The organism is Streptomyces sp. RLA123 (assembly GCF_056270165.1).
Window position 1 is genome coordinate 8,129,936 of record NZ_JBWDOR010000003.1, and the last position, 13,117, is coordinate 8,143,052.

General features: G+C 68.5%; 15 protein-coding genes. 8 read left to right on the forward strand and 7 right to left on the reverse strand.

Annotated features, from left to right (window positions below; all coding sequences use genetic code 11):
- The first annotated feature begins 311 nt into the window (after positions 1-311).
- The gene (locus RV983_RS37180; RefSeq protein WP_475990114.1) at positions 312-803 is read left to right on the forward strand and encodes a DUF4265 domain-containing protein; all 492 of its coding nucleotides are present in this window, start codon (positions 312-314) and stop codon (positions 801-803) included.
- Positions 804-834: 31 nt separating this feature from the next.
- Here RV983_RS37180 and RV983_RS37185 read toward each other — a convergent pair whose 3' ends face one another.
- The 3 genes from RV983_RS37185 to RV983_RS37195 form a co-directional block, all read right to left on the reverse strand.
- Entirely contained in the window at positions 835-2,466 is a 1,632-nt protein-coding gene (locus RV983_RS37185; RefSeq protein WP_475990115.1) for an ISL3 family transposase, read from the reverse strand.
- 169 nt (positions 2,467-2,635) lie between these two features.
- Complete coding sequence (locus RV983_RS37190; protein WP_475990116.1) at positions 2,636-2,962, reverse strand: hypothetical protein; 327 nt, start codon at positions 2,960-2,962, stop codon at positions 2,636-2,638.
- Positions 2,963-3,358: 396 nt separating this feature from the next.
- On the reverse strand, positions 3,359-3,481 hold the full coding sequence (locus RV983_RS37195) for a hypothetical protein (protein ID WP_475990117.1): 123 nt from the start codon (positions 3,479-3,481) through the stop codon (positions 3,359-3,361).
- Between the two features lie 186 nt (positions 3,482-3,667).
- On the opposite strand from RV983_RS37195, the gene RV983_RS37200 reads away from it, so the two are divergent.
- Positions 3,668-3,919: an ATP-binding protein gene (locus RV983_RS37200; RefSeq protein WP_475990572.1), complete on the forward strand. Its 252-nt coding sequence runs from the start codon at positions 3,668-3,670 to the stop codon at positions 3,917-3,919.
- A 17-nt stretch (positions 3,920-3,936) separates the two neighbouring features.
- Here RV983_RS37200 and RV983_RS37205 read toward each other — a convergent pair whose 3' ends face one another.
- On the reverse strand, positions 3,937-4,542 hold the full coding sequence (locus RV983_RS37205; RefSeq protein WP_475990118.1) for a hypothetical protein: 606 nt from the start codon (positions 4,540-4,542) through the stop codon (positions 3,937-3,939).
- Positions 4,543-4,657: 115 nt separating this feature from the next.
- On the opposite strand from RV983_RS37205, the gene RV983_RS37210 reads away from it, so the two are divergent.
- Positions 4,658-5,910 (forward strand): IS3 family transposase gene (locus tag RV983_RS37210; protein WP_475985030.1). Its coding sequence is split into 2 segments (ribosomal slippage): positions 4,658-4,940 and positions 4,940-5,910, totalling 1,254 coding nucleotides; the frame shifts between segments, so codons are not numbered across the junction.
- A 680-nt stretch (positions 5,911-6,590) separates the two neighbouring features.
- On the forward strand, positions 6,591-6,743 hold the full coding sequence (locus RV983_RS37215) for a hypothetical protein (protein ID WP_475990119.1): 153 nt from the start codon (positions 6,591-6,593) through the stop codon (positions 6,741-6,743).
- Positions 6,744-6,911: 168 nt separating this feature from the next.
- Here the strand turns inward: RV983_RS37215 and RV983_RS37220 are convergent, their stop codons facing one another.
- Together RV983_RS37220 and RV983_RS37225 are read right to left on the reverse strand one after the other, a co-directional pair.
- Positions 6,912-7,109, reverse strand: a complete 198-nt coding sequence (locus RV983_RS37220; RefSeq protein ID WP_475990120.1) for a hypothetical protein — start codon at positions 7,107-7,109, stop codon at positions 6,912-6,914.
- Positions 7,110-7,204: 95 nt separating this feature from the next.
- Positions 7,205-8,524 carry a helix-turn-helix domain-containing protein gene (locus RV983_RS37225; RefSeq protein ID WP_475990121.1) on the reverse strand — a complete coding sequence of 440 codons (1,320 nt, stop codon included), beginning with the start codon at positions 8,522-8,524 and terminating at the stop codon, positions 7,205-7,207.
- A 237-nt stretch (positions 8,525-8,761) separates the two neighbouring features.
- On the opposite strand from RV983_RS37225, the gene RV983_RS37230 reads away from it, so the two are divergent.
- The 3 genes from RV983_RS37230 (at position 8,762) to RV983_RS37240 (ending at position 10,928) form a co-directional block, all read left to right on the forward strand.
- Positions 8,762-9,283, forward strand: a complete 522-nt coding sequence (locus RV983_RS37230) for a hypothetical protein (protein WP_475990122.1) — start codon at positions 8,762-8,764, stop codon at positions 9,281-9,283.
- Positions 9,284-9,415: 132 nt separating this feature from the next.
- A complete protein-coding gene (locus RV983_RS37235) occupies positions 9,416-10,516 on the forward strand; it encodes a GMC family oxidoreductase (RefSeq protein WP_475990123.1) in 1,101 nt (366 codons plus the stop codon).
- Between the two features lie 139 nt (positions 10,517-10,655).
- Positions 10,656-10,928, forward strand: a complete 273-nt coding sequence (locus tag RV983_RS37240) for a DUF3253 domain-containing protein (protein ID WP_475990124.1) — start codon at positions 10,656-10,658, stop codon at positions 10,926-10,928.
- A 207-nt stretch (positions 10,929-11,135) separates the two neighbouring features.
- On the opposite strand, the gene RV983_RS37245 is transcribed toward RV983_RS37240, so the two are convergent.
- The gene (locus RV983_RS37245; protein ID WP_475990125.1) at positions 11,136-12,437 is read right to left on the reverse strand and encodes an amidohydrolase family protein; all 1,302 of its coding nucleotides are present in this window, start codon (positions 12,435-12,437) and stop codon (positions 11,136-11,138) included.
- Between the two features lie 341 nt (positions 12,438-12,778).
- On the opposite strand from RV983_RS37245, the gene RV983_RS37250 reads away from it, so the two are divergent.
- Positions 12,779-12,967, forward strand: coding sequence for a hypothetical protein (locus RV983_RS37250; RefSeq protein ID WP_475990126.1), 189 nt, complete (start codon positions 12,779-12,781; stop codon positions 12,965-12,967).
- Positions 12,968-13,117: the final 150 nt, after the last annotated feature.

Here is a 13,117-nt window from a genome sequence, read left to right on the forward strand (position 1 = left end):
GCAAAGATCACCGCGAAGGCTCAGGACGCTATCGCGTTGATGAAGGCGGCAGGGTTCGAGCCGCTGGAGCCCTACCCCGGCAGTGCCCGTCGGTGGCGCTGTCGCTGCGGCACATGCGGCCAGGAGTCAACGCCCACGTACAGCAACGTACGGGGCGGAACTGGCTGTCGCCACTGGTGATGCCGATCTCGAATTTTGGCTCTGACCGGAGTTTCGTGAAGTGGCCTGTAGCCGCTTGTCGCGACCCCACTCACGCTGAGGTCATTCGGGCACGGCATCATGGCGATGAAGAGTGATCGAGAGGGCATTACATGACCAAGTTCATCGTCCATGACGAACCGGTTGGTCGGGCCGAGACCAACTACATCGCTCAAGCCGACCTGGCGCCGTTCGGGCTGGACGATCAGGTGGAACAGCTGTGGCTGAAGCCCCTCGACGACGGCACCTTCTCCGTCGCCTGCATCCCGTTCCAAACGTACGGACTTGCTCTCGGCGACCGTGTACGCCTGTCAGCGAACGACCAGGTCAGCGAGGTCATGGGGTCCTCTTCGCATCGTGTCCTGCGGATGCTTCTCATGCCCGTCCCAGACCCGAAGCAGTTGACGGAAACGACAGATCGGATCCGGAGCGAAATCGATGCCGCCGGTCTGCTGAGCGAGTGGAGCGGTGACCGCCACGTCGCCGTCGATATTCCGCCTGAGGTGAAGCCCTCGAAGCTGTTCGTCATCATGCAACACGAGGTGTCCGAGGGCCGGGCCTTCTGGGAGTGGGCTGACGCCATGCCATTTTCCACCCACCGCTGAGCCGGCGAGCTGGACCTGGAGGACGCCCTCTTCACGACTTCGTGAGGATCCGAGTTCGGAGAAGCGTGAACGATGCACGGCCGTACATGGCCCTCTTCAGTGTTTTGACCCTGTTGACGTGACCTTCGACGACGCCTGAGCTCCAGTGGAGGGTGAGGCCGGCGGTGACGGCGTCGAGGTCCTGACGGAGGAACCCAGCGAAGCCGCTCATCGGTTTCGGGGCGCCTTGCTCGGCCTGGCGGATCCATTCGAGGAGGAAGGATCCGCGCCGGTTGCGGACCAGGTCAGTGAAGGCTCGTGCCAGGTCACAGGCCCGGGTGATGTCGGGACAGGCGAGCCGGACTTCCAGCAGTCGTTCCTCCTGCTGGTCGGTGAGGCTCTCGCGAGGGCGCATGATCCAGCCGGTGATCTTCCGTGGGCTGGGGATATCGGCCCGCACGGGTTCGGCGTTGCCTGCGCGCAGGGCGGCAAGGTGTTTGCGGACGACTTGGCGGCTGCCGCGGTAGCCGCGTTCTCGGATTTCGAGGAAGAGGCGGCTGCCGCTGACCTGGCCGAGCGACTCAGTGAAGCGAGTATTGAGATACGGCTTGAACGGCTCCAGAACGCCTGCCGGGCGTCGCTCGTGGGCGGAAGAGAGGAGCTGTTCGAGGTCGGTGTCACGGAAGCGCCGCACGGTTTTGCGGTCGAGCTTCAGGCGCCGGGCAATGGCACTGATGGTCCAGCCGGCGGCCACGAGGCGGTGGATGTCCGCGTGCCGGTGACGGGTCCGCTCGATGATCTGTGTCCGAGGCAGCTCCTGAAGTGGCAGGTCCATCAGTGGTGGCGCATCGGGAAGCTGGGCGGTCTCTTCGTCGGCGCGTTTGCGCAGGCAGGAGCGGTGTTGGTGGCAAGTCTTCTCGACCGCTGCAGCCAGGTTCTGGAGCAGGTGCCAGCGGTCCGCGACTTCCTGGGCATGAGGTGCCGCTTCCTTGACCGCGCGAGTGTAGGCGGATGCCCGGTCGCGGCAGATGATCTCGGCGCCAGGGTGTTCGCGCAGCCAGGAGGCAAAGGTCTCCGAGGTGCGGTCGGGCAGGACATCTACGACCTGGCCGGCTTCAACGTCAACGAGGAGGGTTCCGTAGGTACGGCCCTTGCGGAAGGCGAACTCGTCGACGCCGAGGACTCGCGGGGCCCGCTCCGCCACCGGTGGCGGAGCGAGCAGCTTAAGGAGCTGGCTGCGGCCCGCGGCGAGAGACAACTTGCGGCACAGCCGCTCACCGGGACGGCCACCAAGCTCGACAGCGACCGCGTGAAGCCACCGCTTCAAACCGAGACTGGAGCGTCGATAGCGTTCACTCAGCCCGCTGACCTGCTCGACGAACGTCTTCTTGCGACAGGAGGAACGGTCACAGAAGAAGCGCCGCACCCGCAGCCTGACCCTCAGCTCTCGCCCCGTCAGTGGCCGTTCTGCCAGACTGCGTTCATACGAGGAGTGCACGCGTCGGGCTCGCGCTCGGCAGCCAGGGCACCGTGGGACCGGGCCGCAGGCCACCGCAACCACGATCACAGTCTCCGCGGTGAAGTCCACCCGCTCCAACCGCACATCGATTTCCGGGAACAACACATCTTCAAGCGAACCAACCCCCACAACCGAGAGATCCCCTGGCGAAACGTTCCCGCACACACCTCGCTGACCTGGAGATTCACGAAACTCCGGTCAGAGCCCGAATTTTCCCCAGGGATGCTCTTTGCCCCAGTTGGTTCACGGAGTGAACCAACTGGGGCGTGTGGGGAGCGGAAAGCAGAAGGACTCACCGATCATGCGGTCGGTGAGTCCTTCGGTGTGGGGCGAGTCAGTGCGGGATGAAGCCCTCTGATTGGTCGAGATGGAATGGCGAGCCGGAGCTCTCCGGGGTCCATCCGTGGGCGCGAGCGGTGCGAATGCTGTCGGCAACGTCGGAGGGCAGGACAGGGTTGGCTTGCGTGCCGAACCAGTTGCTTGTGTGTGGCTGGTTGGTCGTGATCACCAGTGTCGTGCCGGGAGTATCGGCGTGTTCGACCGCGTAGGTAAGGGGGGACCAGACCATTCCCTGGTCGTAGGTGGGCCTTCCGCGAAGCCTCCATCGGTAGGTGGTGCCGTCGACGGTGATGGTCCGCGACCCCTTCTTCCCCAGTGCCATGCCCACATCCTTTCTCAGGGCCACGGTAGTGAATGGCCACTGGCCATGTCCCGCGGGTTTCCGATGCCCCGGGTTCAGCCTCTGCGCATCGGGATGACGTCAGGGCTTGCCGGCGGGATGGTGGGACGGGCGGCCTCGGGGGTGGCAAGCAGGGCGACGATGGTGATCGGCTTGTCGCAGTGAGGGCAGTTTCGCGTTGCGGTCGGTGTCAGCGCCGTGGGCTCGGGCGACGGCAGCCCGGTTGGTTCTGTCTCAAGAATGTCTTTGGCGTCGTCGCGCTCGCGTCGGCGGCGGCGGGCTGCTTCAGCTTTGCACCGTGGTGAACAGTAGGTATGGCGGGTCGCTGCCTGTGGGTTGACCTGGAACTGGGCCCAGCAGATCGGGCAGTCTCGGAGTTCAGCCAGCACGTCCGGTCACCCCTTTGCGAAGGTTGTCGGAGTGAGCCTGGTGCGATCGGAGTCGGTAGGACGGGCCGTCGATGCCGACCACCGCGGCCCGGTGCAGGAGGCGGTCGAGCATCGCGGCAGCGACGGTGGCGTCGCCAAAGGCGCCGGAACATGTGCGCTTTGGCGATACCGACGTTGGTTGTGAGGATCGTGCTCGACTTCAGATACCTCTGGTTGATCACCTGGAATAGGGCCGAGGCCCCGTCGCCGGGTAGCGGGAGGTAGCCGAGCTCATCAATCTATGCGGATATCCGCATAGATCGACGAGTTCGGGTATCTGAACCTGGACAAGAAGGGCGCGAAGCTCCTGTTCCAGATTTTCACCGAGCGTGAGGAATGCAAGGCGACCGCGGTGGCCACAAACTCCCCGTTTGCCGAGTCGGACAAGACCTTCGGCGACCCGCGTCTCTGCGCGGCTATCGCCGACCGCATCACCTTCCGCTGCACCCTCATCCAGACCGGCACCGAGTCCTACCGGTTCCGCGTCACCGAAGCAGAACGACGCAACTGAAGGGGCCGTTCGCCCGGTCAGTCCCGGCTCGAAAGAGGGGTCCGCAGTTCCACGCGAAGCCGGATCGAAGTGTCGATGGACAGCCCGAGGCTGGCGAGCCGCAGATCCTTCGAGTATGTCGCGATGAGGTCGAGATCCCGCAGCTGGCGTTGGAGCTCGGCAATGGTTGCCTCGTCGAGGTCGGGTAGGTCCTCTTCCTGCTCGGCGAGGTACTCAAGGTGCTCGTCCACAGCGTCCACGGCCCGCCGACTGGCCCAGACCGCGAAGTCACGGCACTCGAACAGGTAGGCGTGCGCGGCATAAAGCGTCGCGGCCGCCGCGTTGTCGTCCGCATCCTCGGGACCGTCCTGCCCATCGTTGTGGCAGTACTCGCTGAGCATGTACTCGGCCACACCGCGTTTCACGGCCGTGAAGGCGGTCGAGTCCCCGAGGGAGCCCTCCCACACGGAGTTCAGCAGGGGCCGCAGGCTCATCGTGAACGGTGCCCGATCCTCCTCGGGCAGTGCTTCATGCCAGCTCATGAGCCGTTCAGCGGCGCCGGCTGCGAAGACTCCGCGCTCACTCGACGACATGGCCGTCAGGCGCTCCTCCACCGACGCCGACAACTCCTGCCACGTGTTCAAACCGAGCCACCCCCGAGTCGCGATACCGGCAAGCTCACGCCCGCCTCGGGGATCATCGCACCCATTGAACCGTTCCGGGTTCGGTAGGGACTCGATCGTTTGAGAGGATCGAGTCATGGCACGTCCTTCCCAGTATCCGCTTGAGCTGCGCCGTCGTGCGGTGCGCATGGTCGCCGAGGTGCGGCCCGACTACGACACCGAGTGGGCCGCGATGAAAGCGGTCGCCCAGAAGCTGGGCATCGGCACGACCGAGACGCTGCGCAAGTGGGTCCGGCAGGACCAGATCGATACCGGCATCCGGCCGGGCACGACGACGGAGGAATCGGCCGAGCTGAAGCGGCTGAAGAAGGAAAACGCCGAGCTGAAGCGGGCCAACGACATTCTCAAAGCCGCGGCGTCTTTCTTCGCGGCCGAGCTCGACCGGCCACACACACGCTCGTAGCGTTCATCGACGAGCACCGGGACCGCTTCGGCGGTGTCGAGCCGATCTGCCGCGTGCTGACCGAGCACGACTGCAAGATCGCCCCCTCCACCTACTACGCCCACCACAAACGCCGGGCCATGCCGTCCGCCAGGACCGTGCGGGACGCCGAACTGAAGGAACAGATCAGCAAGGCCTTCGAGGCCAACTACCGCGTCCACGGAGCGAGGAAGATATGGCGCGAGCTGAACCGGCAGGGCCATCACGTGGCCCGCTGCACCGTTGAACGCCTGATGCGCGAGCTCGGCATCGCCGGAGCGGTCCGCGGCAAACGCGTCATCACCACGCTGCCCGGCGGGCAGGCCGAGCGGGCCCCGGACCTGGTGGATCGCGACTTCGTCGCCGGCGCCCCGAACCGCTGCTGGGTCGCGGACTTCACCCACGTGAAGACCTGGGCCGGTGTCGTCTACGTCGCCTTCGTCGTGGACACTTTCTCCCGCCGGATCGTCGGCTGGTCGGCGGCCACCGTGAAGGAGACAGTGTTCGTGCTGGACGCCCTGGAAATGGCGATCTGGCAACGCGACCGCGAGCAAAACCCCATCCAACCGGGAGAGTTGATTCACCACTCGGACGCCGGGTCGCAGTACACGAGTTTCCGGCTCGCCGAGCACATGGACGCCGCCGGCATCGCCGCCTCGATCGGATCGGTCGGCGACGCCTACGACAACGCCCTGATGGAGAGCACGATCGGCCTGTTCAAGACAGAGCTCATCAAGCCCCGACGACCCTGGAAGACGCTGTCCGACGTCGAACTCGCCACCGCCGAGTACATCGACTGGTACAACCACCGACGGCTCCACGGTGAGATAGGCCACGTCCCACCCGTCGAATACGAGAAGAACCACTACCGCACAACCACGAAACCCCAGGTCACAACCAACATCTGAGATCTCTACCGAACCCGGAACGGTTCAGTGTGTCTCGTGTCTGGTCGAGGCCCAGAACCGCTGGCCGGCGAGTATGCGCCCCAGCCTCCGGGCCGTGTAGCCGCTGAGGGGCCTGCCCACCCGCCCGCGGCCATGATCGGAGTGAGAGCTCCCTGACGTCCTACTCACGGCACGGGTGCGACTTACACGCAAGGAATCTGTCCTCGCCCAGCGGTTGCATCGTTGGCACGATTAACGCCGTGGGCCAGGGCCACTTCGACACCATCCAAGGGAGCCCGAACTGCGGGGAGTTCTGCACCGGCAGGTGACCAACAGCGCGACCACGTCCGCGCTAGAGAGACGCCACCCCTGAGCTATCACGGGGCTGCGGTCCCGACACGGCCTCGAAGTCACCCATTGGAGGCAGCACAAGCTCTCTCACCAGGCCTGCCACACCGGCCCGACCCATGATGAGAGTGGAGCTCGCCCGGTGCGCCTTCGCACGCTGCCCGGGCGGGCCGCTCCCCGGGCAGTCATCCGCTACGTCCCACGCACGTTAGTGCGCTCACAATCGCGCGTGCCGCCGTAGGGGACGCCCCACAGAACCCGCAGGCCAGGAGAGGGGACGCTACTCCCGCTGCCCGTAAGAATCTCGCCGTCCGCGCCTAGGCTGCGAGACAGCCGAGCAACCGGGAGTCAACGTGGACGCGAGCTACCTGAAGCATCCGGTGATCAACGAGATCGTCACGGCCCTGGTGGCGGAGCAAGACCTTGACGACATCTTCGCTCGGCTCGCCCGGGAAACCGCGGGGATCCAGGACATCGACGCCCTTCTCGGTGAGGTGGCCTCGTGAGCGGGCGGGGGCGCAAGGCGCTCCGTCCCTGGCGGATCGGCTGAGGCGGGATCCGGCCCGGAGTCTCTCGTGCCACGCAGGGCAGCCCCGACGCGTGTGGCGCGGGTGTGGCGGTCAGGGCGTGGGAGCCGCTTCGTCGCGGTGGATGCCTGCCGCGGTTCTTCCTCCTCACATCCGCTCAGGACCCCTGGCGGCCGCGGCAGGCAATTTCACTTCCCAGGGGTCGACGGCATAGTGCAGGGCCATGCCGTGCGCGAGGCAGAGCCGCAGGGCGCCCGTCTCGTTGCCGCCGGCACGGGGGAGTGGTCGGTGGAGGTGGCGGGGGTCCGGTGCGGCGCGGGTGCCGAGGGCGGCGGCGGCCTTCATGTCGGTCGACTGTTTCGCTTCACCTGGCCGGCCGGTATCCGGGCCGCCTCCTCTGCTTGCGCGTCAGGCCCTGTCGTCCGGCCGGGATCCCTTGCTCAGCCCGTGAGGGGGGTCCACCCCTGGCGCGCGTACCAGTAGCGCGGCAGGCCCTTGATGCCGCTGGTGCGGAACGCGAGGCCGTGGTCGTCGATGCGCTCGGTGCCGGTGCGGCCCTGCGAGGACCAGTCGAGCTCCAGATACCAGCGGCAGTCGCAGCCCGCGGTTCGGGCGTCGACCAGCAGCACCTCGGGATCCTTCGAGGACACCTGGTAGGGCATGCGCATCGCCGGGGTGCTGGTTCCGTTCTCACTGCCCTGGACCGAGCGGGCGATCGGTCGGTCCATGTCCAGATCTACGGCGAACGAGCGGGGATCCATGTCGCTGCCGCAGCCTTGGCCTGTGGAGTAGACGGTGCCCTTCACCGGGGCGGACCGACCCACGACGCGGACCCGCAGCGCTTCCAGGACGACGGCCGCGTCCGTCCGCCCCTGCACGGAGATGCTCACGAGTGTCTGGCCGCCGTGCACCGCGCCCTGCGTACGCGCCCATGGGCCGGCGTCCTGTGGGGCCGGAGGTGGCGGCACCTGCTGGGGTGCCTTGTCGATCACGTAGTCGTGATTGCAACCGAGCTCCCAGAGCTGGGAGTTCGCGGTCCAGGTGAGGGGCGGGGCGGCGGGGACGGCCCGGGCGGAGGGGTTCATGGACGGACTCGGCGAGCGGCCGCCCGCGGCGGGTGCCGACGGTGCCGGGGAGTCGTACTGTGCGCCCGCGGTACCGGAGTGCCCGGACGGCAGGACGGACAGGCCGCCCAGGGCGGCGATCGCCGCGGTCACGACAGCTGCGGTGACCGCTGGGCGGCGCCTGTACCAGGGCTTTCGCGCGTCGGGGCGGGACGCCGCGTCGTGCTCGCGCGATGAGTCGGCAAGGCCGTCCGCAGGGGTTCGCCGGGGACCGGGCGGGGGGCCGGACGTTGCCGCGGGCACCAAGTCGTCGGTCGTGGTGGAGATCGAGTCCGCGGCCACCGCGGACACAGGCTCGGCCGCCCCATCGGCCAGGGAGTCCTCGCTGCCCGCCGGGCGGGCTCCGGCGTTTTCCGGTGCGGACTCGGCCGCCGTCCGGGCCCGTTGTCGTGCCGCCACCGCCAGGACCCACCGCCGGTGCAGCTCGATCCGTTCGGCCGCACTGGCCTCGCACAGCGCGGCGAACCGTTCCACGGAGGCGAAGCCGAGCGGCACGGCATCCCCCGCGCAGTACCGGTGCAGCGTCGAGGCGTTCATGTTCAGGCGGCGCGCGAGTGCCGCGTAACTGCGGTCCGTGCGGCCTTTCAGACGCCGCAGCAGAGCCGCGAACTCCTCAACCTCGTCCTGGGACTGCACCGCTTCCCCCCTGCCCGGCGTCCCAGGACGGCATCCCAGGCACTCCCTATAAGGAGAGGTCAAAATGCCTGGGACGGTTCCACCGTTGCGGATGGGGCGCGGTCCGTTGTGCCCGGACCGCGGGGGCGTCGACGCTCTTGGTGTCGCCGGGGCCGCCCCCGCACCACGAAGGTCGAGCAGGCCGCCCCGCACACGGCGACGCACATTCGAGCCCATCGGAATCGGGGAAGCACACTGATGAACAGCAACACGACAGCCCGCAGGCACGTCCGCCGCACCGTTCTGATCGCCGGCCTTGTCGCCGCCGTGGCCCTGCCGTTGGGGCTCACCGCGTCGGCCCAGGGCTCCGTCCCCGTCCCCGCGAAGGCGTCCGCCGTCGCGCCGCGGTCGGTCAGCGGCACGCCCGGCCAAGCCGTGACCCGGGCCGCCGACTTCTACGGCGCGTACATCGACGCCAAGGGCGACTACGAGGACCCGGACGGCACGTTGGCCACGGCGCTGCGCAAGCACTACCTGACGTCCGACTTCGCCCAGCGGCTGGCGACCTGGGAGGAGGAGAACGGGGCGGACGGCGTCCTGCGTGCCCAGAACGTCCCGGCGCGTTGGACGGTGACCGACAGCGGTGCGGTGGGCAACGGCCATGAGGTGATCGTCACGCTGACCTTCGGCAGCGGCGGGACGACGCAGAAGTCCAAGCTCTACGTGCTGCTGGAGCGGTACGACCACATCGCCGACATCGAAACCACGAGCAGCCGCTGACGGCGGAGCCGCGCCGCCCGGTCCCGACCAGGCCGGGACAGAACACCGGGCCGGGGCCCCGGAGCCCTCGATTTCAGGGGGCTCCGGGGCCCCAGCGGCGCCCCCGACTGCTCAGCCGGTCGGGTGGCCTTCGTGCGCTCTCCGCTACGCCATCCGGTCCGGCTCCGGTCCGGGATCGTCGACCGGGACGCCGCCGGACGTCGCGACCAGGTCGACATCCAGGGCGCTCAGCGACCGGAGCAGGGGACCGAGGGTGGGAGCCGCGCCGCGGGCGGTACTGAGGCTGACGAGCACTCGGGGCCAGCCGCTCCCCGGACCTACCTCACCCCCGCCCTCGCCAGGCCCAATCTCCACATCGTCACCGAAGCAGTCGCCCACCGGCTGCTGTTCGACGGCGACCGATGCACCGGGATCGAGTACGGCGCAGGCGGCCGCACGCACACCGTGACGGCGACACGCGAGGTGGTTCTCACGGCAGGGGCCGTCGGATCCGCCCAGTTGCTGCTGCGTTCCGGAATCGGTCCGGAAGGCGACCTCGCACAGGCGCAGATCGACGTCTTTCATCCGCTGCCGGGCGTGGGCCGCAACCTCCACGACCACCCGCGGGCCAACCTCGTGTACCGCGCGCAGCGCCAGGTGCCCGTGCCGCGCAACAACCACGGGGAGATCCTGGGCCTCCTGCGCAGCACACCGGAGCTCGACGGGCCGGACCTGCAGCTCGTCTTCATCGACCTCCCGCTTCCCAACCCGGTCGCCCCCGTGCGGAACGGCTTCACCATCGGCGTCTCACCGATGCGGCCGGTCAGCCGCGGCAGCCTCCGCGTCACCTCGGCCGACCCGTACGCGGCACCGGTGCTGGACCCCAACTACTTCGCCGAGGAACAGGACGTGAGGACGGTCCTGTCCGGGATCAGGACGGCCCGCGAGATCGCCGGGTCCTCGCCGCTCGCCGAATGGGGCATCGAAGAGGTGAGTCCCGGCCTCGACACCGCCGACGACCAGTCGCTCGGCAGCTTCGCCAAGAAGCACTTCGGCTCCTGCTGCCATCCGGTCGGTACCTGCGCCATGGGTGAGGACGAGACGTCCGTGGTGGACTCCGAGTTGCGCGTCCGCGGGCTCGAAGGACTGCGGGTCGCGGACGGTTCGGTCATCCCGTCGATCCCGTCCAACAACACCAACGCCACCGTCTACGCCATCGCCGAACGAGCGGCCGACTTCCTGCGCCGGCCCTGACGCCACAGGAGTTGCCGGCCGGTCCTCCCGATCGCAACGGCCGCGAGAGCAGAGGCGCCGGCCGTGTGCCCGGTCCCTGACAGGACGTCCTCCCCTCGTGCGGAGAGCGCCCCCGCATCGTCTTTGCGACACTGGGGGAGTGCCGCACCACGAACAGCAGACGGACCGGCGCCTGGAGCGGGCCATTCTGGAACTGCTTGACCGTCGTGCCCCGACCGCGACGATTTGCCCTTCTGACGCCGCCCGAGCGGTGTACGAAGGGGATGACGACGGCTGGCGCGCGCTGATGGAACCGGCCCGGCGCGCGGCGCAGCGACTGGTCACGGCCGGTGAGGTGGAAATCACACAGGGCGGCCGCCCGGTCGAGCCGGCCAGGGCCCGCGGCCCCATCCGGATCCGCCGCTCCCGCTGACGGGTGGAGCGCCCGCGCCCGTGGTTCCGCGGCGAGGATCGTGAGCGCTACGCGGGGGAGTTCCGCAGTCGGCCTGGAGCAGGCCGACCATCCCGTCCGGGACGGAAGGTGCTCCCCGGCCGGCGCCCCCGCAAGGACGGTTCGGGTGAGCTCATCAAGGATGCGCCAGGCTCCATTTCGCCGGCCTCCGCCGCGTCCGGTGCGGTGTCAGCCGGCCTTGTCCGGGTCGAAGCCGTACCGGCGTTCGCGGACGGCCGCCACGGCCTTGGCGACCCGGGCGTCGAAGGCGTCGAGTTCCTCCGCCTCGGCCGCGTCGGCGACGAACACACGTCGGTCGCACGGGACGCCTGCCCGCCAGATCCGTTCGATGGCCCGGGTCGCAGTGACGTCGGTCAGCGGGTCGCCGGATACGAGCACGAGGTCCGCGCGCTGACCAGGTGCGACGAGCCCGCGGTCGGCGAGGTTGAACACCCGTGCCGGAGCGGCGGTCGCGGCGTTCAGCGCCTGAGCGGGTGTCATACCGCAGCGGCCGAGCAGTTCCAGCTCCCGGTGCAGACTCGCTCCGAACACGGTTCCCGGGTTCGGGGCGTCGGTGCCGGCCAGGATCGTGACGTCCGCGTCGACCAGGCGCCCGACATTGTCCTCGGCACGGGAATAGGGCGGCATGCGCTGCCCGCGCCTCCCTGATGCGCCGGAGGTCAGCCGCCGGGCCTGTGCGTCCCCGAGTCTCCCCGCGAGTCGCGGGTCTCCGGCCACAGCGGCCCTGCCCGGTTCGCCCAAGACGTTCTCGAGGGTTGCCAGTGTCGGACCGACCGCGATTCCTGCCTCGGCGATCCGCGCGGCCAGCGCTCGGTCCAGTTCGCCGTCCACGGGCACATGCGCAATGACGTCGATGCCCGCGGACACGACCTGGCGCATCCCGGCCACGGAGTGGATGTGCGCGACGACCACGAGTCCGCGACTGTGTGCTGCCCGGGTCAACGCGGTGATCGTGTCCAGGTCCAAGGACGGCGTCGTCCATGGACCCGCTGTGCCCGAAGGGCCGAAGATCTTCACGTAGTCCGAGCCCTCGGCGACCCGGTCCGCGACGAACCGCTCGGCCTGTTCCGGGCCGGTCAAGGTCGGGAACGGGGCGTACATCATCGAGGGATGCCCGCCCGGCGCGGTGGCACCGATCCCCGCGGAACGCACGTCGGCCACGTCCGACCGAGCGCCGGCCTGCTGCTTGGCCACGGCCATCACGTCGGCCTGGCTGAACATGTCCAGTGCAGTGGTCACACCGAAGGTGAGCCCTTGTGCCAGAGCGCCGGGCACGAGGTGGATGTGCGAGTCGATCAGCCCCGGCAGGATGGTGCCGCCCCCCGCGTCGATCACCTCGTCGCCGTCCTGGACAGCGGGACCGGTGGCGCATTCGGTGACGATGCCGTCGGTGAACCTGACCGACGTCCAGTCCCGCAGTCGGGTGCCGTCAAAGACCCTGGCGTTGACGATCGCCGTTGCTTTGGGCACGAGACCCCTCCCGAACGGATGCGCTTGACGGTGAGGGGCGGGACGCTAGAGCGTCACGCGACATCAGGTCAACTCGCCGCCCGGTGGCGGGGGGGGGAGTCGCCCCACCGGCATGGCCGGCGACCTGGACCCGGCCGCGGCTTGGAGGAGCCCACCACGGCGGGCATCTCGCCGGCGTTTACCGCGACGGTGGACGAATGATGCCGGTCTCTGACCCTGCTGAGGTTGGGCGGATGGCTGGAGGTAGCGTCGGGGATGCCGGGTGCGGAGCCGGTGCCGGTGGGTTGCGGGACGTGGGCGGTGTGGTCTTGGGGGCGAGTGGCATGCCGGTCATACGGTTGATGGCAGCGGTGCTGGGCACGTGGGCTGCGCTGGTTGTGCTCTTCGTCGCGCCATCGGTGCTGCCGGAGCAGTGGCGCTACTACATCTATTCGCCGGCGAGCGCAGGCCTGTGGATGCTGACGATGCTTGTCGCGCCCTTCGTGGTCTGCGCTTTCACATGGCGCTGGATCATGACAGGCAGCAGGTGATCTTGCGCTCTCCCCACGGTTCTGCCGGTGGCACAGAGTCTCGCAAGCGGCCCGGCCGCTGGAAGCAACGCGGTCGGCTCCGACGCGGGCCGAACCGACGGCGTGGGGAAGCGGGCCTGCTCGGACAGCACCCGAAGAGGACGCCTGCCG